Genomic DNA, 20,850 nt, shown 5'->3' on the forward strand with positions numbered 1-20,850 from the left:
CCTCCCAAGCCGTCGGCCGGGATTTAGCCCGGCCGGCGGGGCCGCTGGCGAAGACGCCGGCACGAAATCAAGCGAGGACCGCCATGGCCGAACGCCTCATCGAACTGCGTGACATCAGCAAGTCCTACGGCCAGGTCTATGCACTTGGCGGCGTCAATCTCAGCGTCGACCGCGGCGAGGTGGTCGGCCTGATCGGCGACAATGGCGCCGGCAAGTCGACGCTGATCAAGATCCTTTCCGGCGTGGTCAAGCCGACCAGCGGCGAAATCCTCATTCGCGGCAAACCGGTGACCGGGTGGAGCGCCGCGCGCTCGCGCGGCGCCGGCATCGAAACGGTGTTCCAGGACCGGGCGCTCGCCGTGCAGCAGACGATCGTGCGCAACATCTTCATGGGCCGCGAGCTCACGGGCTGGCTTGGCTTCCTGAAGGTCAACAAGGAGATCGCGGAGGCGAGCCGGCTGATGCGCGAAATCGGCTTCACCTCGAAAGTGTTTACGCCGCAGTCGATCGTCGGCCAGCTGTCGGGCGGCGAACGCCAGGGCGTGGCAATCGCCCGCGCCATCTACAAGCAAGCCGACCTGATCATTCTCGACGAGCCGACGACGGCGCTGTCACTGACCGAAACGGCGAAGGTTTTTCATTTCGTGCGCCAGGTGCGGGCGAGCGGCCGGTCGATCCTGTTCATTGGCCACAACATCCACCACGTCTTCGATATCGCCGACCGCTTCGTCGTGCTGGACCGCGGCAAGGTCGCACTCAGCGCCGACCGGAGCGAGGTCAAGTCGGCCGAAGACCTCATCAATTTCATGGAAGACGTGGCACATCCCGGCGGACTGGCGGGATTGCACGACTCCGGGGAGCAGGCAGCGCGATGAGCAAGACAATGGAGCCCGATCTGCAGACCCCTCTCGGGAGCGGCGAAGCCGCCCGGAAGGCATGGAAGCACCCGTCCGATTACTGGATGCGCGGTTTTGTCCTCGACAACCGCGCCGCTCTCGGCACGCTTGCGGTGTTCATCGTCATGATGGCCGTGTTCATGATCGCCAATCCGACGGTCTTCACCAGCTGGTATCTCTATAGTTCCGTGCTGACCACGCTGCCCGTGGCGCTGTTCGTGGTGGTGCCGCTGGTCTTCGTCGTCACCTGCGGCGAGATCGACCTGTCGTTTCCAGCGACGATGGGCTTCGCCTCATGGGTGTTCGCGCTGGTCGTGCAGGCGGGCTACGACCCGTTCGTCGGCATCGCCGCCGCAATGGTCACCGGCATGCTTCTCGGCTTCCTGGTCGGCTCGCTGGTCGTCTATGGCGGGCTGTCGTCGCTGATCGCCACGCTCGGCATGAATTTCCTGCTGCGCGGCCTGATCCAGATCATCAACGAGGGCAGGTCGACGGCGCTGACCGGCCTTGCCGACAGCTGGGCCTACAAGATCTTCTCCAGCCAGCTTTACGGCATTCCGGTGCAGATCTTCTGGGCCATCGGCTTCGTCGTGCTGTCGGCGCTGCTTTACAACCGCCATCGCTTCGGCGCGCAGGTCAAGGTGGTCGGCGACAATCCCGACAGCGCCCAGCAGATGGGCATCGACGTCAAGCGCGTCAGGGTGAAGGTGTTCGTCTTCGTCGGCATCGGCGCGGCAATCGCCGGCACGTTTTCGGTGATGATCAACTTCACCTGGTGGCCGACGGCCGGCGACGGCTATCTCTTACCGGTGCTGGCATCGGTGTTCGTCGGCGGCACCCCGACCTGGGGCGGCATCGGCACCGTCGTCGGCGGCGCGATCGGCGCGGTCACCGTCTCCTTCATCCAGACCGGCGTGGTGGCGGCGGGACTGAGCGGCTTCTACGTCCAGTTCTTCAACGGCCTGATCATCATCCTGTCGCTGCTCGGCCATAAGTGGAACCAGGCGCGGTATCGCTAGCGATAGGCGACCTCACACTCCCGTGACAAACCCGTCCAGCACGCGTTTCTGGCCGGCTTTGTCGAAGTCGATGGTCAGCTTGTTGCCTTCGATGGCGGAGATGTTGCCGTTGCCGAATTTCTGGTGGAAGACGCGGTCGCCGACATTGAAGGGGGACGGCGTGTCGGCGACGGATTTGGCGACCAGCTCGCCGTCGATGGTGCGGCCCTTGACGCTGGTGCGGCCGGCGCCGTAGCCGGAGTCGGTTTCGCCATAGCCGATGCGCTCGACCTGGTGGCCGGAGCGGGTGCCCCAATTGCGGTCGGTCGCCTCGGTGCGGTTGGCCTGAGCGCGCTGCCAGCCCGGTGTCGCATAGGTGCTGGAGAAAGCGCCGGATTTTTCAGCACCGTTGTTGCCGCCAAGGTTGTCGAAGCGCGACGCCCCATAAGGGTTCTGCCTGCCTGCCCCTTGGCCGCCACGACCGGAGGCGAACGAGCCGCCTCCATAGGCATTGCCATAGCCGCCATAGGAGTTGCCGCTCTCGGCGACCTCGACATGGGTTTCGGGCAGTTCGTCGAGAAAGCGCGACGGGATGGTCGACTGCCAGAGGCCGTGGATGCGGCGGTTGGAGACGAACCAGATGTGCAGGTTCTTCTTGGCCCGCGTCAGGCCGACATAGGCGAGGCGGCGTTCCTCCTCCAGCCCGGAGCGGCCGCCCTCGTCCAGGGAACGCTGGTGCGGGAACAGGCCTTCTTCCCAGCCGGGCAGGAACACGGTTTCGAATTCGAGGCCCTTGGCCGAATGCAGCGTCATGATGTTGACGGCGTCGAGCTCGGCGTTCTGCTCGGCGTCCATTACCAGGGCGACATGTTCGAGGAAGGAGCGCAGCGATTCGTACTCCTCCATGGAGCGGATCAGTTCTTTTAAGTTCTCGAGGCGGCCGGGCGCTTCGACCGAACGGTCGTTCTTCCACATGTCGGTGTAGCCGCTCTCCTCGAGAATGGTCTCGGCGAGTTCGGTGTGCGGCGTGGTTTCCAGCGCCTTCTGCCAGCGCTCGAAATTGGCCGCGACTTCGCGCAGCGCTGCACGCGGCTTGGGCTTCAGTTCGTCGCTCTCGGCGAGCTTGGCGGCGGCCTCCAACATCGGGATGCGGAGCGCCCTGGCGGTGTCGTGGATCTGGCGGATGGTGGCCTCGCCCAAGCCGCGCTTCGGCACGTTGACGATGCGCTCGAAGGCGAGGTCGTCGGCGCCTTGCGCGACGACGCGGAAGAAGGCCAGTGCGTCGCGGATCTCGAGCCGCTCGTAGAAGCGCGGGCCGCCGATGACGCGATAGTTGAGGCCGAGCGTGACGAAGCGGTCCTCGAATTCGCGCATCTGGAAGGAGGCGCGCACGAGGATCGCCATGTCGTTGAGATTGTGCTTCTGGCGCTGGTAGGACTCGATGGTCTCGCCGACGGCGCGGGCCTCCTCTTCGGAATCCCAGGCGGCGTGGACATGCACCTTCTCGTCCTCCTCGGCGATCTTTTCGGTGAACAGCGTCTTGCCGAACCGGCCCTCATTGTGGGCGATGAGATGCGAGGCGGTGCCGAGGATGTGCGCGGTCGAGCGGTAGTTGCGCTCCAGCCGGATGATGGTGGCGCCGGGAAAATCCTTGTCGAAGCGCAGGATGTTGTCGACCTCGGCGCCGCGCCAGCCATAGATCGATTGATCGTCGTCGCCGACGCAGCAGATATTTACGGTGGCTGGGCGCGGATTTCCCTCCCCCTTGAGGGGAGGGTGGCCGGGCAAAGCCCGGCCGGGTGGGGTCCGTGCGGCAGTGCTCGACGCATCGGCGGTGCCTTCTGCGGCAATCCCCTCGGCCCGCTTCGCGGGCACCTCCCCCTCAAGGGGGGAGGATTGAGGCCGCTGTGCCAGCAGGCGCAGCCACATGTACTGGGCGGTGTTGGTGTCCTGATACTCGTCGACCAGGATGTAGCGGAAGCGCCTGTGGTATTCCTTCAGCACGTCCGGATTGGCGCGGAAGATGCGGATCGGGTGGCAGAGCAGATCGCCGAAGTCGCAAGCGTTCAGCGTTTTCAGCCGCTCCTGATAGGCCTTGTAGAGCTCGCGGCCCTTGCCGTTGGCGAAGGCACGGGCATCGCCCTCGGGGATGTCGGCGGGACCGAGGCCCTTGTTCTTCCAGCCGTCGATCATCTGGGCGAACTGCTTGGCCGGCCAGCGCTTGTCGTCCAGCCCTTCGGCCTGGATGAGCTGCTTGATCAGCCGTACGACATCATCGGTGTCGAGAATGGTGAAGTCGGATTTGAGCCCGGCCAGCTCGGCATGTCGGCGCAGCAGCTTCACTCCAATCGAGTGGAAGGTGCCGAGCCACGGCATGCCCTCGACATTGCCGTCACCGATCAACAGGCCAATACGCTGCTTCATCTCGCGCGCCGCCTTGTTGGTGAAGGTCACTGCAAGGATCTGCGAGGGAAAGGCCTTGCCGGTGGCAAGGATGTGGGCGATGCGGGTGGTGAGCACCCGCGTCTTGCCGGTGCCGGCGCCGGCCAGCACCAGCACCGGGCCTTCGGTGGTTTCTACTGCCAGCCGCTGCTCGGGGTTGAGGCCGTTGAGATAATCGGGCGCGTTGTTCTGGTTGCTGCGGGCAGCCATGGCGCGCGCGGCAATGCCCGACGGGGCCACGGGCCGCGCGTTCGGTTCGTCAAAAAAGGGCATGTCTTCCGAAAACCCGGACATCTCCCCCCGAATGTAGTGATTCGGCAGCGAAAGGCCAGAAGTGTCTCCGTTTTGTTCTGGTAAAGCACCCGAGCGGTGCGATACCCGCCTGCTCAGGCCTTGCCGTAACCCAGCGCTACGAACAACCGGTGTCCGAACGAGCGCGCTTCCCCTGCTATCACCGCGCTCAGAGCGGCCAGCATTTGATCGTAGTAGCGGCTGCCGGCGGGCGACGCCAGGAATGTCGAATAGAGCTTGAGATCTTCAAGCGGCAGATCTCTGTACGTGTAGGCGGCACCTTCCATGACGTTTTGTTCGATTTTCTGGCGAATGCTTGCGTATTGCCGGTGCACCAGAGCCATGATCTGGTCGTCCGGGAGGGGTTTTCCTGCCGCTCCCACCACGCCCGAAAACATCGCGTAGCCTATATTCAGCGCCATTGCTTCGCCCGTGTCGACGGCGCTGATGTCATCCATGATCTTCCTGTACAACTCGAGACGGACCGGATCCTTGGATGGCAGCTCGGCGAGGATGCGGTGGCCATCTGTCCTCTTTCTTTCCTTACCCTCAGAACCAGACGATTGAATTTCCAGAGCGGTAACGCGTTTGCCCAAAGCCGAAGCGTAGAACGCGGCAAGATCGGATAGATCGGCAGCGGTCAGCTTGTCCGCCATGTGCGATTCGACGGCCGTCTCCATTTTGGCCGCGTCGAAGGAGCCTTCCATCGCCTCCGACCAGGCCTCCTGAAAATTTTTCGACAGAGGTCCCGGTATGGAGTTTATGCCATTGGCGATACTGGGGCCGATGCCCATCAGCATCTCGTGAAGGCCGTTTGCCCTGTTGATCTCGCCGATCGTCTGTGCTGGTGCGGCCACTGTCCCGGCGACCAGCCCGAGAAGGAGAGCGTATACGATAAGCACTGCTCGCGTCGTAGGCACAAGGAATGACGTCACTCTGGTTGCTCCAAGGCTTTGGTGGCTCAAGCCAGATTGGTGGAAAACCTGGTTACCGGCAAGGTGAGATCGCTACTTTAGCGTGTGGCCTCGAGTTTGCCCGCAGCGCCAAAATCAGCAGCGTCGTTGTTGGTCCGATCATGGATTGCTTCGAGCTCGCTTGACACACAAGGCGGGCCGGAGAAAGTTGCGTGGGGGCAGGAACGCAATGCGGGGTTGCCCATGGACGCGTCGCGAAGCGCACCAGTCGAAGGAGCACCGTCTTGGCTGTGGTCATCACCTCCCTGATCCTTTTTCTCATCGGCCTGGCGCTTGGCGGCGGCGGCATCTGGCTCGTGACGCTGGGCGGCAGCTGGTATTACGTCATCGCCGGTCTAGCTTTCCTTGTCGCCGCCTGGCTGCTCTACAGGCGCAGATCCACGGCGCTGTGGCTGTATGCGGCGATCGTGCTCGGCACGCTCGCCTGGGCGGTCTGGGAGATCGGCTTCGACTGGTGGGAGCTCGGCCCGCGCGGCGGCATCATCGTGCTTATAGCGCTGTGGCTATTGACGCCATGGGCGCGGCGCGGGCTTACCGGTCCCGACGGACGCGCGCCGCTGATCCTCGCCGTGCTGGCCTCGCTTGCCGTCGCCGGCTATTCGATGACGGTCGATCCAAAGGATATTGCGGGTGAACTCAACACCGACAAGGTGACGCCGACGGCCGACCTCGGCGGCAACGTGCCGGCTGGCGAATGGCACTATTACGGTCGCACGCAATATGGCCAGCGCTATTCGCCGCTCGACCAGATCACCGCCGAAAACGTTGCCAATCTGCAGCCGGCCTGGACCTATCGCACCGGCGACGTGAAAGGGCCCGACGACATCGGCGAGACGACCTATCAGGTGACGCCGCTGAAGATTGCCGACACGCTCTATATTTGCACGCCGCATAATTTCGCCATCGCCATCGATGCCGCGAGCGGTAAGGAGAAATGGCGCTTCGATCCGCAGGTCAAGCTCAACAAGGACCGCCAGCACCAGACCTGCCGCGGCGTGTCGTATTATTCCGACGCCAAGATCGCCGCCGGCCAGCCCTGCGCCACACGCATCTACCTGCCGACATCCGACGCCCGGCTGATCGCGCTCGATGCCGCGAATGGCCAGGTCTGCCCGACTTTCGCCGAAGGTGGCACGCTGAACCTGCTCGCCAACATGCCATATCCGAAGCCGGGCTATTATTATTCGACCTCGGCCCCGCTGATCGTCGCCAACAAGATCATCGTCGGCGGCGCGGTCAACGACAATTATTCGACGCAGGAGCCGTCCGGCGTTATCCGTGCCTACGATGCCGACACCGGCGCGCTGTTGTGGAACTGGGATTCCGGCAATCCGGACCAGACGACGCCGCTGCCGCCGGGCCAGACCTACACCAACAACTCACCCAACATGTGGTCGACGGCGAGCGCCGACGAAAAGCTCGGCCTGCTCTATGTGCCGCTCGGCAACAAGACGCCGGACCAGCTCGGCGCCGGGCGCAGCGCCAATGACGAGAAATTCTCCTCTTCGATCACCGCGCTCGATCTCAACAGCGGACAATTGCGCTGGGTGCGGCAGACCGTGCACCACGATCTCTGGGACATGGACGTGCCGGCGCAGCCGACGCTGGTCGACATCACCACGGAAAGTGGCGTGGTGCCGGCGCTGGTCGGGCCGACCAAGCAGGGCGACCTTTATGTGCTCGACCGGCGCAGCGGCGAGCCGATCGTTCCGGTCAAGGAACTACCGGCGCCGGGCGGCGCGATCGAAGGCGACCATACCTCGCCGACGCAGCCGCTCTCGGACCTGAGCTTCAGTCCGAAACCGCTGACTGGCGCCGACATGTGGGGCATCACCATGTTCGACCAGCTGGCCTGCCGGATCGAGCTTCGGAAGCTGCGCTATGAGGGCCGCTATACGCCGCCGTCACTGCAGGGCTCGCTGATCTACCCCGGCAATTTCGGCACCTTCAACTGGGGCGGCGTGGCAGTCGATCCGGTCCGGCAAGTGATGTTCGGCATGCCGACATACCTGGCGTTCATCTCCAAGCTGGTGCCGCGCGCCGACGTGCCGCCGCCCGGCGACACCAAGGGCAGCGAACAGGGCCTGAACCGCAATGAAGGTGCGCCTTACGCAGTCATATTGAAGCCGTTCCTGTCGCCGCTCGGCATTCCCTGCCAGGCGCCGCCCTGGGGCTATGTGGCGGGCGCCGACCTTCGGACCGGCAAGATCGTCTACAAGCATCGCAACGGCACCGTCTACGACATGACGCCGCTGCCGCTGCCGTTCAAGGTCGGCGTGCCCGGCATTGGCGGGCCGATGATCACAGCCGGTGGCGTCGCCTTTCTCGGTGCGGCGGTCGATGACTATGTGCGCGCTTATGACCTGACGACCGGCAAGCAGCTGTGGCAGGCGCGGCTGCCTGCCGGCGGGCAGTCGACACCGATGACCTACACGGTAGCCGATGGACGCCAGTTCGTCGTCATCGTTGCCGGCGGCCACGGCTCGGTCGGCACCAAGCCGGGCGATTATGTGATGGCCTATACGCTGCCGAAATAGAGAAGTTCCTTCAGAGCCCGAGATGCCCTTTCAGGTCGGGTACCGATGCAAGTACCTCACTGGTCAGCTGAGGCCCGGCGGTTGACTCGGCCTGCTGGACCAGCATCGTGCCGGCCTGGCTGATCTGTGCCAGCGTGAGGCCCGATGCCTTGAGTATGGCGACGCCGTTGATCAGCGCGCCGGTCTTTTCGCCGAGAGCGCCACCGAGCGCGCCCTCCAGCGAGGACAGGAGGCCACCACCGGAAGCTGCGCCAGGAGCCATGACATCATATTGCTTGGCCAGGGTGTCGGCTCCCGGGATCTTGGCGAAGAAGCTGGACAGGGTCGTGCCTTCCGCCTCGTGTTCGAGCACCGAGAAAATCGTGCCGGCGATCTTTTCCGTCAAAGCATGGTTGAGACCGGACTTCTGGGAGACGGTGTTGATGATGTCCTGAACGTCCATGATCTTTCCTCAGGCTTTGGTGTTTGCGGGCGGGTGCCGATTGGCGCGGACCTTGACCAACGATCGTTTGAAGGCGGTGAACCGCAGCGCCAGCAAAGTCATAGCGGCGAGTGCGAACCCACTTGCCAGAAGCGCGGAGGGAAAGGTCATTGGCGTATTCCTTCGTAGTCAATCAGGCATTCTTTTCCCGCCAAATGGCCATTCAAATGGCCCGAGTAACGCATAGCCCTTCTTTTACATCGTGGTGCGTGCATTTAGCATTGCCACAAAGGACCAAAATTTAACGACAGTGCGGCGCACGGCATCACGGCCTCCGTGCAGGGACTTATGGCAGCCTCACTTAGCCGTGACTGGACCAGGCAAGCTTCGGCTCTATGTTGCCGCGGGGGGCCGAGGAGGAGCGCGCCATGACAACATCTGCCGGACCCACTTCCACCGAGCCTGTGATTACTCAGGCGATGATCGATGCCTATGATGAATACACGCATCTGACGCTCGACCGCCGCCGCTTCATGGAGCAATTGACTAGGCTTGCCGGATCGGGTGCGGCAGCGGCCGCGATCGCGCCGCTACTGGCGGCGAACTCGGCCCAGGCGGCTATTGTTGCGGAAGACGATCCGCGTGTGAAAGGCGAGGACATCAGCTATCCCGGCAGCGGCGGCCAGATGAAGGGCTATCTGGTCAAGCCGGCGGACCAGACCGGCAAACTCGGCACCGTCATCGTGGTGCATGAGAACAGGGGCCTCAACCCGCATATTCGCGATGTGGCGCGGCGCGTGGCGCTGGAAGGGTTCGTAGCCCTCGCACCGGACTTCATGACACCCCTCGGCGGCACGCCGGACGATGAAAACAGGGCACGTGACCTGTTTTCCCAGCTCGATCCAGCACAGGTCGCCGCCAATGCCGTCGCAACGGTCGCCTACCTCAAGGGCTACAAGGACGGCAACGGCAAGGTCGGCGCCGTCGGCTTCTGCTGGGGCGGCGGCACGGTGAACATGCTGGCCGTCAACGCGCCGGACCTCGCCGCCGCCGTCGCCTATTACGGCATGCAGCCGAAGGCCCAGGACGTGCCGAAGATCAAGGCTGCGCTCATGCTGCATTATGCGGGCCTCGACACCCGCACCAATGCCGGCATCGACGCCTTCAAGAAGGAACTCGACGCGGCCCATGTCGAATACTCGGTCTTTGTCTATGAAGGCGCCAACCATGCCTTCAACAACGACACGTCGGCGGCCCGCTACGACAAGAAGGCGGCCGATCTCGCCTGGGGCCGGACGATCGCCTTCCTCAAGGAGAAGCTGGCCTGATCAGGCGGGCGCCGGTTTGTGAAATGCAACGCCGGCCACCACCAGCGCGATGCCGATGCAGTCGGTGAGGCTCGGCACCTGCCGCAGCACAATGACGCCGATCAACGTCGCGGTGACCGGCAGCAAAGACAGCATCAGCGCGAAGCTGGAGCGCGGCAGCCGCGACATGGCAAGCTGGTCGCAAACATAGGGAATGACCGACGAGCAGATGCCGACGCCGACCGCTGCAAGCAGCAGCGGCGGCGCCGAAAAAGCCGGCAGTGCATCGGCAAAACCGATCGGCAGTACGACGAGAAGGGCGACCGCCATGGCGGCACCCAGCCCGGCGATGCCGGCGCCGGCGCCGGCGCGCGCGACGCGGTGGCCGAGCACGATATAGCCAACGAACAGCGCGCCATTGAGGAAAGCCCAGAACAGGCCGACGGGATCGCTCGACCATTTGACGTCGATCAGCAGCAAGGTGCCGGCGACGGCGACAGCAAGGGCGACGAGATTGCGCGGGCTTCTGAGGCCGACAAGCGCGACGCCGATGGTGCCGACGAATTCGATCGCCGCCACCAGCGAGATCGGCAGCCGGTCGAGCGCCAGGTAAAACGAGCAATTCATCACCCCAAGGCAGACGCCGAAAGCCACAAGCAACAATCGCGTCGAGCGATCGGCGCGGGCGAAGACCGCCCATGGACGGGTCAATGGGGCAAAGACGAGTGCAGCGGTGGCGATGCGCAGCCAAGCCATGCCGAGCACGCCGACATGCGGGAACAGCAGCACCGCGAAGGCCGGTCCGAGATAGTGGAACACGGCGCTGACGCCGAACCAGAGATGCGGCGGGACCGCGTTTGCCAAGGTAAAGGCGGGGCCGGCCAGTGCCGGACTTGCTGCCGGGGCTTGCGTCCGATCTTCCATGGGATCAGTATCACAGGCGATTTTTGCCATTGATATGGATGATGGCCGGTCATTGCGGCCATTTCCTTTCCGAAAGCAAGGAGCATTCCGCTGAAACGCCTTCGAAATGAAAATAGCGATCTGGACCCGGCAGACCTGAAAATCCTGCGCCTGCTGGAGAAGGATGCGCGCACCAGCACCGCCGAACTGGCGCGCTCGGTCGGCCTGTCGGCGCCGAGCGTTGCCGAGCGCATCAAGCGGCTGCAGGAAAGCGGCGTGATCGAGGCCTATACGGTGCGCATCAATCCGGCCGCGCTCGGCATGAAGCTGTCGGCGTGGCTGCGCATCAGGCCGGTGCCGGGACAGCTCGCCGTGGTGGCCGACATCATCCGCGACCTGCCGGAAATCGCCCAATGCGACCGGGTGACCGGCGAGGACTGCTTCATCGCGCTGGCGCATGTCGGCTCGGTTGCCGAGCTCGAACGGGTGATCGACCGCATCATTCCCTATGCGATGACCAACACGGCGATCATCCAGTCGTCACCGGTGGTGCCGCGATCGCCGCTGGGTGCAGTGAAGCGGCTGCCTTGAGGGTTGGGGTCGTTCGTCGGCCAGCACATCATCAGAAATGCAAACCGGACGGCCGGTCTGTTTCTTCCCGCACCGTTCAGGCGTGGCCGCGTTTCATCCGCGCCTGCTTCAGGATGGCGCGCCAGCGGATCATGGCGAAAGGGATCGGCTCGTTGTTGTTGGCGATGTGGAAGATCTCGTTATTGAGGTTCTTCAGCGAGCGCCAGAAATCATAGTCGGTGATGCGTGGATCAGCCGCCAGCCTGTCCGCCTCGACCTTGATGTCGGTTTTCATGCACGTTCCCCGAACCGCTGCTGCTCCGCCGCCCGTATCGCAATTCGATGCGGATGGTTTTCCAACGCCGCGCTGAGTCGTTCAACGTCTCAATTCGGCTTGTTCACGTTAAAACCTCGGTAAGGTTAACGGCGGTTGGCCCGTGGTTCAAGCGCTCTCTTGGTTCAAGCCGGCTTACGACGAATACCGATCGAGCGGCCGGCGCGCTCCGGCATCGGCAGCGCGGCGTGGGCGGCGCGCATCGCTTCCACCCTGGCCAGGACGTCGGCGGGGAAGGGCGCGACCTTCGGGCCAGCCATGTCGACATGCAGCGACAGCGTTTCGGAGGTGGCGGCGAGCCAGCCATCCAGATGGCGGATTTCCTGATAGGCCCTCAGCCGCTTCTCGTCATGGTCGAGGAGTTGGAACGAGACCGTGACCTTGTGGTCGAGATGCAGTTCCTGGACGTAGCAGACATGGACCTCCGCGGTGTAGATGGTGAGCCGTCGTTCTTTCACATAATCCGGCCCCATCCCCATCATCTCGAAGGCTTCGTCGGAACAACGGTCGAAAAGCACGTTGTAGTAGGCCATGTTGAGATGGCCGTTGTAGTCGATCCAGGCCTCCTCGATGTCCATGGCGCGAGAGACGAAAGGGGCGGGAATGGGCATTGGAAACTTCCTTCTCGTCATGCCGGGATGAGCGTGGACTGGACAGAGCGTGGTTGGTGAGACTACGCATCCCTAGATGCAGAACAAGGGTGGACGCTGGTCCATTCGCGGAGGAATCGATGGCTCTAAGCGACCTCAATCCGGTCGAGCGCAATGAAGAAGGGATCGCCGCCGTACTCGGCATCCTCAAGCAGCGGCTCGGCGAGCGATTCCAGACCGGCCAGGCGATCCGCGCCCAGCACGCGCACACCACGACCTATATCCCGACGCAGGCGCCGGACGGTGTCGCCTTTGCCGAGACGACGGAGGAGGTGCAGGAAATCGTGCGCGCATGCGCGGCACATCGCGTGCCGGTGATTGCCTTCGGCGTCGGCTCTTCGCTGGAGGGCCACACCAATGCGCCGGGCGGCGGCATCTCACTCGATACGTCACGCATGAACCGCATCATTGCGGTCAATCCGCAGGATCTCGATTGCACCATCGAGCCCGGTGTGACGCGCGAGGATCTGAACCGGCACCTGCGCGACACCGGCCTGTTCTTTCCGATCGATCCGGGCGCCAACGCCTCGCTCGGCGGCATGGCTGCGACGCGTGCGTCGGGCACCAACGCGGTGCGCTACGGCACGATGCGCGAGAACGTCCTGTCGCTGACGGCGGTGATGGCCGACGGCGAAGCAGTGACGACCGGCAAGCGCGCCAAGAAAAGCTCGGCCGGCTATGATCTGACGCGGCTGCTGATCGGTTCGGAGGGCACGCTTGGCATCATCACCCAGTTGACCTTGAAGCTGCAGGGCATTCCGCAGGCGATTTCGGGCGGCGTCTGCCCGTTTCCCAGCGTCGAGGCGGCTTGCAACGCGGTGATCGCGACCATCCAGATGGGCATTCCGGTGGCGCGCATCGAACTGGTCAACGCGCTGCAGATGCGGGCGATGAAGACCTATTCGAAGCTCGACTATCCGGAGAGCCCGTGCCTGTTCGTCGAGTTCCACGGCAGCGATGCCAGCGTTGCCGAACAGGCCGAGACGTTCGGCATGATCGCCGAGGAAAATGGCGGCGGCCCGTTCCTGTGGACGAGCGTCGCCGAAGAGCGGACGAAATTGTGGAAGGCCAGGCACGATGCCTACTGGTCGTCGCTGACGCTGCGGCCGGGCGCCAAGGGCCTGTCGACCGATGTCTGCGTGCCGATCTCGCGCTTTGCCGAATGTGTCACCGAGACCGAGGCGGATATCGCCGAGATGGGCCTGATCGCACCGATCGTCGGCCATGCCGGCGACGGCAATTTCCATGTGCTGGTGCTGATGGACGTGGACGACCCGAAGGAGATCGCGCTGGCGGAAAAATTCGTGGCGCGGCTCAATATGCGCGCCATCGCCATGGACGGCACCTGCACTGGTGAGCACGGCATAGGGCAGGGCAAGATCGGCTTCCTGCGGCATGAGCTTGGTCATGGCGTCGACATCATGCGCACGATCAAGCAGGCGCTCGATCCGCTGAACATAATGAACCCGGGCAAGATATTGCCGGGAAAGGACTGACATCGGGCCGCCGGCGCGCCCCTATTTGCCTCTTTATCGACACGCTGATGCGGGTAGAGTGCCACTGACTTTCAATCAACTATCCAGGAGTTCATGCTCGCACGCCTGTTCGTGATCTTCGGTGGCCTTCTTGTGCTGGTGCTGTGTGCGGCGCTGGTGGTGCCGTACTTTGTCGACTGGACGGGTTACCGTGCCGATTTCGAGCGCGAGGCCAGTGCCGTTCTGGGCCGCAAGGTGACCGTGCGAGGCGATGCAACGGCAAGGCTGTTGCCGTTCCCCTCGGTGACCTTTTCCAACGTCGCCGTTGCGGGCGGCCCTAACGGCCAGCCGGCGATGACCGTCGAAACCTTTTCGATGGATGCAGAACTCGCGCCATTCCTGCGTGGCGAAGTGCTGATCTTCGACATGCGCCTGGTGCGGCCGAAGGCGATCATCGACATCGCCGCCGACGGCACGGTCGACTGGACGATACGGCCGTCCTCGCCATTCGATCCCGGCCAGATCTCCATCGAGAAGCTGACGGTGACGGAAGGACAGATCGCGCTCAGCCGCGCCGCCGGCGGCCGCAGCCATCTTATTTCCGGGATCAACTCGACGATCTCGGCCAAGTCGCTAGCCGGCCCCTGGCGACTGGACGGTTCGCTGTTGCTGGACGGGTTGCGGACCACGATCGCCGTTTCCACCGGCAAGGCCGAACCGGACGGGCAAATGCGGCTCAGGCTCAAGGCCGATCCGGACGCCTATCCGCTGGTCATCGAGACCGACGGCAATGTTGGCCTCGTCGAGGGCGCCGCCGTCTATTCGGGCCAGTTCAGAATATCGGGCGCAGACCGGGCTGCGGCGCAGCTGCGCGGTACCGGCGGCGAGGCGCAGAAAGTCAGCGCCGGCAAACCGGATCCGGGCTTCAGGCTGAACGGCAAGTTTTCGCTCGACCACCAGAAGCTCGGCGTCGACGAATTCCGCTTCGAGACCGGGCCGCTCGACAATCCCTACACCGCCGACGGCAAGGCTGCGGTCGACCTTGGGCTGAAGCCGCATTTCTCGATCGAGGCCAATGGCGCCCAGGTGCAGTTCGATGAGGCCGTGGGGGCGGCGGCCGGTGCCGGATTGACGCTGTCCGAGCGGGTGGCGGCGCTGGAGCAGGCGCTGCTCGATCTGCCGAAGCCGACCATACCGGGCACGGTCGAGGTGAAACTCCCGGCGGTGGTGGCAGGCGATACCACCGTTCGTGACGTGCACCTGTCCGCCGAGCCGGCCGAGGGTGGCTGGGCGGTAAAATCGCTGGCCGCGACACTGCCCGGCCGCGCCAAGCTGGAAGCCAATGGCATGGTCAGCGTCGAAGATCATTTCGGTTTCACCGGATCGCTGCTTCTGGCGGTGGCGCAGCCCTCCGGCTTTGCCGCATGGCTGTCGAAGGACGTCGACGAGGCGATCCGCCGCTTGCCGGCCGCCGGCTTCAAGGCCAAGGTGGATGTGAGCGAGAAGCACCAGGCCTTCAGCGATCTCGAACTCATCCTCGGCAAGGCGAAGTTCTCCGGCCGCATCGATTCCAGCCAGCCCGACGACACCCGTCCATCGGTGCTGATGCAACTGGAAGGCGGCGAACTCGATGTCGATGGGCTCGCCGCCTTCGCCTCGATCTTCGTCAGCGACAAGGGCGCCAACCGCTTTTCCGATCGCGACCTCGATTTCCAGATCAAGGCCGGGCCGGTCAGCGCCGGCGGGTTGACGGCCGACAGCGTCGACACCGCACTTAGATTGCGCGATGGGCTGCTTGAGATCGACCGGCTGTCGGTCGGCGGACTTGCCGGCGCCTCGATCAGCGCCACCGGCCGGATCAAGGATTTCCCGGCGAGCCCGACCGGCAAGCTCGACGCCTCGGTGGTCGCCGTCGACCTCAAGCCGCTGATCGACGTCGCCGTCCGGCATTATCCGGACAATGCGGTGGTGAAGGGGTTGGCGGAGCGTGCTGCTGCCTATCCCGAGCTGTTCCAGGACGCGCGTATCGACGCGGTGACGAGTGCGGCAGACAATGGCGATGGTACGACCGGACTGGCAATGAGCGCACAGGGCAAGGCCGGTGGCTCGGCCTTTTCCGCATCGTTGTCCGGCAAAGGGGCGCTCGACCGGCCTCTCGAAGCGCCGGTGACGCTGACCTTCAACGCAAGGAACGCCGACGCCACCGCACTTCTGGCGCTTTACGGTCTGCCGGCACTGCCACTCGGCATGCTCGGCGAGGCGACCACCGACGTCTCGGCCAAAGGCACGCTTGGCGGCGGCCTGGCGACACGCTTCAGCCTCGCCGGCAATGACTTCAAAGCTGGTTTCGACGGGACAATTGCCGACACGCCTCAGGGCGCGGCCGCCAAGGGCAAGGTCAGCCTTGAAACGGCCGACATCGAGCCATGGCTGATGACGACCGGCGTCGGCCTGCCCGGCATGGGGACCGGTATGTCGACGTCGCTTGCTGCCGATGCCGACTACGGCAACGGTCTCCTTGTGTTGAGCGGCCTCAGCGGCGCCGTCAATGAAGCGGCGGTTTCCGGTGACGTAAATATCGACGTGAAAGAGGGGCTGCCGCATCTTGCCGGCGCGCTGTCGCTGGACGAGCTGGACCTCGATCCGATGGCGGTGATGCTGTTCGGCGACCAGGCCTTCCTTGTCAATGACGGGGCCTGGCCGACAGCACCGTTCAGCCAGAAATCCAGTCTGCCATTTACCGCCGATCTCGATCTGACGGCGGCGTCGCTTTCCGCCGGCCCGCTAGCCACCGCCTATGACGCTGCGCTGTCGCTGCAGCTCGACCAGGAGGGCATCCGCGTTTCCGACCTCAAAGCAAAGTTCCTCGGCGGCGCGTTGAGTGGCCTGTTCGAGCTCAAGAACAATGACGGCACCGGGCTCTTCTCCGGTCAGATGAAACTCGCCGGCGCCGATTTGATAGCCGTGCTGCCGGACGCCGGCATCAGCGGAAGCGGCGAGTTCTCGACGGCGCTTTCGACCAGCGGCAAATCGGTCGACGCGATGGTTGCGGCGCTGTCCGGTTCCGGCACGGCAACGCTCAAGGGCATGACTATTGCCGGCTTCAATCCGGATGCCTTTGGCGCTTTCATCGCCAAGGCCGACGCGATAGGGCGCAATATCGACGCGTCGAAGACTGCCGACTTTGTGCCGCAGATCGCCGCGGCCGGCAGTTTTCCGGCGCAGGACACCGATATTGCTTTCACCATCGCCGGCGGCACGCTGAGGGCGCCGCCGGTCAAATTCGAAAGCCCGGGCGCGACGCTGTCCGCCGACATCACCGCCGATCTGAACACCAGCACCGTCAATGCCAAGGGCGAGATCGCCTACCGGCCCGGCGACGAGGCGCTGGTCGGCTCCGAACCGGTTTTGAATTTCAGTGTCGACGGGCCGTTCGGCGCCACCAAACGGCAGTTCGACAGCGAGCCGCTGGCACAGTTCCTGACCCAGCGTGCGCTGGAAAAGGAGCAGCAGCGGGTCGAAGCCATGCAGGCCGCACTGCTCGAGAAACAAAGGCTGCGGCGGGAGGTGCGCTACTACGCTGCCCTGCAAACCGAGCGTGAAAGAGCGGCGGAGGAACGGCGCAAGCAGGAAGAAGCTGCGCGGCTGAAGGCTGAGGCCGACGCCAGGGCAAAGGCTGAAGCCGAGGCTCAGGCCCAAGCCGAAGCGGAGGCCGAAGCGGAGGCGAGGGCGCAAGCTGAGGCCAAGGCGAAAGCTGAAGCTGAGGCGAAGGCTGAAGCGGACGCCAAAGCAAAGGCCGAAGCTGAGGCGCAGGCCCAAGCCGAAGCGGAGGCCAGGGCGCAGGCTGAAGCCAAGGCGAAGGCGGATGCAGCGGCGAAGGCCGAAGCGGAGGCCAGGGCGAAAGCCGAGGCGGCTGCAAAGGCCGAAGCGGATGCCGAAGCCAAAGCCAAGGCGGCGCAACAGGCTGCCGAGGAAGCAGCGCAGGCCGAAGAACAGCAACGCCAGAGGGCGGAAGAGGCGTTGCGGATCGCCTCGCAAGAGAAGGCAAGGCTCGACGCCGAACGCAAGGCCGCGGCGGAGCGAGCGGAACGGGCGCCACCGGCCGCAAATAACGTGCCACCGCCAGTGCCGACGCCGCCAAAGCTCAAGTTCGATCCCTCGTCGATCGACGATCTGCTAAAATCGCTGAATGGCGGGTGACGGCTCTTCCCTTATGTGTCGCGTCCAGCAAGCAAGCGCTTGAGCATCGGCTCGATCCGCCCGAGTTCGTCGAGATGAGCGGCTGACAGATCGGCGAGACTGTGGTCGGCGCGCTCGGTCAGCCGCAGCAGCACGCGGCGGTGGTCCTCCTCGTCGTTATCTCTCGCGACGAGCCCGGCTTCGCAAAGACGGTTGACCAATTCCACGGCGCTGTGATGGCGGATGCGCAGGCGCTCCGCGAGGTCACCAATGGTCACCGGCCCTCCTCCGGGAAATCCCTTGATCGCAAGCAGGGCCTGGTGCTGGCGTGGCGTCAGGCCGGCTTCCTGCGCCTGGATCTGGCTGAATTCGAGAAAGCAGCGGATCAGGTAGCGAAATTCGGACAGCCTCTGGTAGTCGGCCGGCCCGATCGTGGCGCCGCGCTTTTGTGGCTTCGAAGTGTCTGCCATCGATTCCTTTCCGACAAAGCCGCAAACGGGCCTTGAATATTTATATCGTGTTACGATACAGAGCGAACCAACATGGCTGGTGCCCGCCATCTTCGGTGGCACGGCCAGCGACCGATCCGCAAGTCGGCACGCCGCCAGAAAGCAAGGTTTGCAAATGAAATCCGATCATTCCAACCCCGGCCATCTGCGCGATTTTACCACCGATGCCAGGGTGCTGCTCATTGCCGGCATCGCGGTGGTGGTGGCAACGGCGGGGTTGTTTGCCGGCATTGCCCTTTTGAAGCTGATCCGGCTTGCCACGAACATCGCCTATTTTGGCCAGTTCACGCTCGCCGACCTGAAACTGCAGGATACGCCGCTTGGCTATGCCTCGGTATTTGTTCCGGTGATCGGGGCACTGATCATCGGTGTGATGGCTCGCTTCGGAAGCGAAAAGATCCGCGGCCACGGCATTCCCGAAGCCATCGAGGCGATCCTGCTCGGACGCTCGCGGCTCGACGCCAAGGTGGCAATCCTGAAGCCGTTGTCGTCGGCAGTCTCGATCGGTACCGGCGGGCCATTCGGCGCGGAAGGGCCGATCATCATGACCGGCGGCGCCATCGGTTCGCTGATCGCGCAGATGCTGCCGGTCAGCGACAATGAACGCAAGACACTGCTGGTGGCGGGTGCGGCGGCCGGCATGACCACCGTGTTTGGAACGCCGATCGCCGCCATCATGCTTGCAGTGGAATTGCTGCTCTTCGAGTGGACGCCGCGCAGCTTCATTCCCGTGGCGGTCGCTGCCATCATTGCCGAGGTCGAGCGCACCATGCTGCATCTGCCTGGGCCGATCTTCCCGTTTCAGGGCGGCATGGAGGTTTCATTTCCCGGCCTTGCCGGCTGGCTGCTGGTCGGCTTGGCAGCCGGGCTGCTATCGGGGTTGCTGACCCAGATGGTCTACGCCTGCGAGGACGGTTTCCAGAAGCTGCCCATCCACTGGATGTGGTGGCCGATGCTCGGCGGCCTGGTGGTCGGCATTGGCGGGCTGATCGAGCCGCAGGCGCTCGGCGTCGGCTATGACAATATCGCCGACATGCTGGATGGCCGCACGATAGCGACCGCTGCGCTCACCCTGTTGGTGGTGAAGGCGATCATCTGGTCGGTCGCACTCGGCTCGGGGACGTCGGGAGGTGTGCTGGCGCCGCTGCTGATCATGGGCGGGGCGATGGGCGCGGTCCTCGCTGGCTTCCTGCCGGCCGCGGATCCGGGCTTCTGGGCGCTGCTGGCGATGGCGGCGACGATGGGCGGCACCATGCGTGCGCCGCTGACCGCCACCTTCTTTGCGGTCGAACTGACCGGCAACACCCATGTCTTGGTGCCGCTGATCGCGGCGACCGCCACCGCGCATGCGGTGACTGTGCTGTTGATGAAGCGTTCGATCCTCACCGAAAAAATCGCGAGGCGAGGGCATCACATGGTTCGCGAATACCGTGTCGATCCGTTCGCCCTGACAAGGGTGCGCGAGGTGATGACCAGCGAGGTCGAAAGCGTGCCGGCGACGATGACGCTGCACGGCGCGGCAGCGTTCCTGACGGCGCCCGAGACGCGGCATCCGAGCTTTCCGGTCGTCGATGAAGAGGGCCACGTGCTCGGCGTTATCGACCCGCCGGCGATCCTGCGCTGGAGACGCGCCGGTAAACACCGCACGACGATGCTTGGCGAACTGCTGGCCGGCAGCAAGGTCACGCTGGCCTATCCGGATGAGTATCTCGAGGGCCTCTCCGACAAGCTGCTGATGGCGAACGTGTCCCATCTGCCGGTCGTCACGCGAGAAAATGCCCGGCTGGTGGGCTATGTCGGCTGGAAGGACCTGATGCGCGTCAGATCGAAGAAACAGGCCGAAGAACGCGACCGCTCGGCTTTGCTGGGCTTTGGCACGCGGCGCAGGAAACAGGATAGCGTTGCCTGAAGGCTACAACCTGCCGCGCTTGGCCCAATCCAGCACATAGAGCCGGAGTGCCGAGGAGAGGTTGGCATCACGCGGGCGGCTCTCGTCGATTTCGGCGACAAGGGCGGCGAGCGTCAATTTTCGCACATCCGCAATAGCGACCAGGTCGTCGTAAAAAGGCTTTTCAAGCGAATAGCTGGTGCGGTGACCGCGAATGGTGACCGAGCGCTTTTCGACCGGGCTCACGCGACGATCCTATTCACATTCAAGCATCGGATTTGTCCGAATCGCCCGATTTTTCGCGGCGATGGCCAGCGACGAATTTGTCGGCCTTGTCGGCGATCAGGCGGTCGCGATCCCGGCTGGGTTTGGAACGGCCATGCAGCGCCCGGTTCTGTTCGGCCAGGCGCTCCCTTTCGGCTCGCGCCTTCTGCTTGCGTGCCTGACGGAGATTGACGATCTCGGCCATGTCACAC

18 protein-coding genes are annotated in these 20,850 nt (G+C 64.0%); 8 read left to right on the forward strand and 10 right to left on the reverse strand.

The genetic code is table 11. The features are described from left to right. The first annotated feature begins 83 nt into the window (after positions 1–83). Both NKI19_RS07060 and NKI19_RS07065 read left to right on the forward strand, forming a co-directional pair. Positions 84–875: an ATP-binding cassette domain-containing protein gene (locus tag NKI19_RS07060; RefSeq protein ID WP_352709666.1), complete on the forward strand. Its 792-nt coding sequence runs from the start codon at positions 84–86 to the stop codon at positions 873–875. Continuing rightward, positions 872–1,915: an ABC transporter permease gene (locus NKI19_RS07065; protein WP_352490328.1), complete on the forward strand. Its 1,044-nt coding sequence runs from the start codon at positions 872–874 to the stop codon at positions 1,913–1,915. The genes NKI19_RS07060 and NKI19_RS07065 overlap by 4 nt, the downstream gene beginning before the upstream one ends. 12 nt (positions 1,916–1,927) lie before the next feature. Here NKI19_RS07065 and NKI19_RS07070 read toward each other — a convergent pair whose 3' ends face one another. Both NKI19_RS07070 and NKI19_RS07075 read right to left on the reverse strand, forming a co-directional pair. Then, entirely contained in the window at positions 1,928–4,630 is a 2,703-nt protein-coding gene (locus NKI19_RS07070; RefSeq protein WP_352490327.1) for an ATP-dependent helicase, read from the reverse strand. A 92-nt stretch (positions 4,631–4,722) separates the two neighbouring features. Beyond that, positions 4,723–5,529 (reverse strand): DUF2059 domain-containing protein, encoded by an 807-nt coding sequence (locus tag NKI19_RS07075; protein WP_352564500.1) that lies wholly within the window; start codon positions 5,527–5,529, stop codon positions 4,723–4,725. Between the two features lie 296 nt (positions 5,530–5,825). On the opposite strand from NKI19_RS07075, the gene NKI19_RS07080 reads away from it, so the two are divergent. Further along, positions 5,826–8,138, forward strand: a complete 2,313-nt coding sequence (locus NKI19_RS07080; RefSeq protein WP_352490325.1) for a glucose/quinate/shikimate family membrane-bound PQQ-dependent dehydrogenase — start codon at positions 5,826–5,828, stop codon at positions 8,136–8,138. A 10-nt stretch (positions 8,139–8,148) separates the two neighbouring features. Here NKI19_RS07080 and NKI19_RS07085 read toward each other — a convergent pair whose 3' ends face one another. Both NKI19_RS07085 and NKI19_RS07090 read right to left on the reverse strand, forming a co-directional pair. Further along, complete coding sequence (locus NKI19_RS07085; protein WP_352490324.1) at positions 8,149–8,580, reverse strand: hypothetical protein; 432 nt, start codon at positions 8,578–8,580, stop codon at positions 8,149–8,151. Positions 8,581–8,589: 9 nt separating this feature from the next. Next, entirely contained in the window at positions 8,590–8,730 is a 141-nt protein-coding gene (locus NKI19_RS07090; protein WP_352490323.1) for a hypothetical protein, read from the reverse strand. A gap of 257 nt (positions 8,731–8,987) precedes the next feature. On the opposite strand from NKI19_RS07090, the gene NKI19_RS07095 reads away from it, so the two are divergent. Continuing rightward, positions 8,988–9,887, forward strand: coding sequence for a dienelactone hydrolase family protein (locus tag NKI19_RS07095; RefSeq protein WP_352490322.1), 900 nt, complete (start codon positions 8,988–8,990; stop codon positions 9,885–9,887). Here NKI19_RS07095 and NKI19_RS07100 read toward each other — a convergent pair whose 3' ends face one another. Further along, positions 9,888–10,790 carry an EamA family transporter gene (locus tag NKI19_RS07100; RefSeq protein WP_352564501.1) on the reverse strand — a complete coding sequence of 301 codons (903 nt, stop codon included), beginning with the start codon at positions 10,788–10,790 and terminating at the stop codon, positions 9,888–9,890. It abuts the gene before it with no gap. A 90-nt stretch (positions 10,791–10,880) separates the two neighbouring features. Between NKI19_RS07100 and NKI19_RS07105 the strand changes: the two genes are divergently transcribed. Then, positions 10,881–11,360, forward strand: a complete 480-nt coding sequence (locus NKI19_RS07105) for an Lrp/AsnC family transcriptional regulator (RefSeq protein ID WP_352490366.1) — start codon at positions 10,881–10,883, stop codon at positions 11,358–11,360. A gap of 76 nt (positions 11,361–11,436) precedes the next feature. Here the strand turns inward: NKI19_RS07105 and NKI19_RS07110 are convergent, their stop codons facing one another. Next, positions 11,437–11,634, reverse strand: a complete 198-nt coding sequence (locus NKI19_RS07110) for a hypothetical protein (RefSeq protein ID WP_023676715.1) — start codon at positions 11,632–11,634, stop codon at positions 11,437–11,439. Positions 11,635–11,798: 164 nt separating this feature from the next. Continuing rightward, on the reverse strand, positions 11,799–12,284 hold the full coding sequence (locus NKI19_RS07115; RefSeq protein ID WP_352450083.1) for a thioesterase family protein: 486 nt from the start codon (positions 12,282–12,284) through the stop codon (positions 11,799–11,801). Positions 12,285–12,403: 119 nt separating this feature from the next. Here NKI19_RS07115 and NKI19_RS07120 point away from each other — a divergent pair, with 119 nt between their 5' ends. Both NKI19_RS07120 and NKI19_RS07125 read left to right on the forward strand, forming a co-directional pair. Beyond that, positions 12,404–13,819, forward strand: coding sequence for an FAD-binding oxidoreductase (locus NKI19_RS07120; protein ID WP_352490320.1), 1,416 nt, complete (start codon positions 12,404–12,406; stop codon positions 13,817–13,819). A 93-nt stretch (positions 13,820–13,912) separates the two neighbouring features. Further along, positions 13,913–17,998 carry an AsmA family protein gene (locus NKI19_RS07125; protein WP_352564503.1) on the forward strand — a complete coding sequence of 1,362 codons (4,086 nt, stop codon included), beginning with the start codon at positions 13,913–13,915 and terminating at the stop codon, positions 17,996–17,998. Positions 17,999–18,009: 11 nt separating this feature from the next. Here the strand turns inward: NKI19_RS07125 and NKI19_RS07130 are convergent, their stop codons facing one another. Then, complete coding sequence (locus NKI19_RS07130) at positions 18,010–18,447, reverse strand: MarR family winged helix-turn-helix transcriptional regulator (RefSeq protein ID WP_352490318.1); 438 nt, start codon at positions 18,445–18,447, stop codon at positions 18,010–18,012. A gap of 154 nt (positions 18,448–18,601) precedes the next feature. On the opposite strand from NKI19_RS07130, the gene NKI19_RS07135 reads away from it, so the two are divergent. After that, positions 18,602–20,395 carry a chloride channel protein gene (locus NKI19_RS07135; protein ID WP_352564505.1) on the forward strand — a complete coding sequence of 598 codons (1,794 nt, stop codon included), beginning with the start codon at positions 18,602–18,604 and terminating at the stop codon, positions 20,393–20,395. Between the two features lie 3 nt (positions 20,396–20,398). Here the strand turns inward: NKI19_RS07135 and NKI19_RS07140 are convergent, their stop codons facing one another. Together NKI19_RS07140 and NKI19_RS07145 are read right to left on the reverse strand one after the other, a co-directional pair. After that, entirely contained in the window at positions 20,399–20,620 is a 222-nt protein-coding gene (locus tag NKI19_RS07140; RefSeq protein WP_352490316.1) for a ribbon-helix-helix domain-containing protein, read from the reverse strand. Positions 20,621–20,639: 19 nt separating this feature from the next. Then, positions 20,640–20,843 carry a DUF4169 family protein gene (locus NKI19_RS07145; RefSeq protein ID WP_352490315.1) on the reverse strand — a complete coding sequence of 68 codons (204 nt, stop codon included), beginning with the start codon at positions 20,841–20,843 and terminating at the stop codon, positions 20,640–20,642. Positions 20,844–20,850 lie beyond the last annotated feature (7 nt).

This window comes from Mesorhizobium sp. M0751 (assembly GCF_040320265.1).
In the GTDB taxonomy this organism is placed as follows: domain Bacteria; phylum Pseudomonadota; class Alphaproteobacteria; order Rhizobiales; family Rhizobiaceae; genus Mesorhizobium.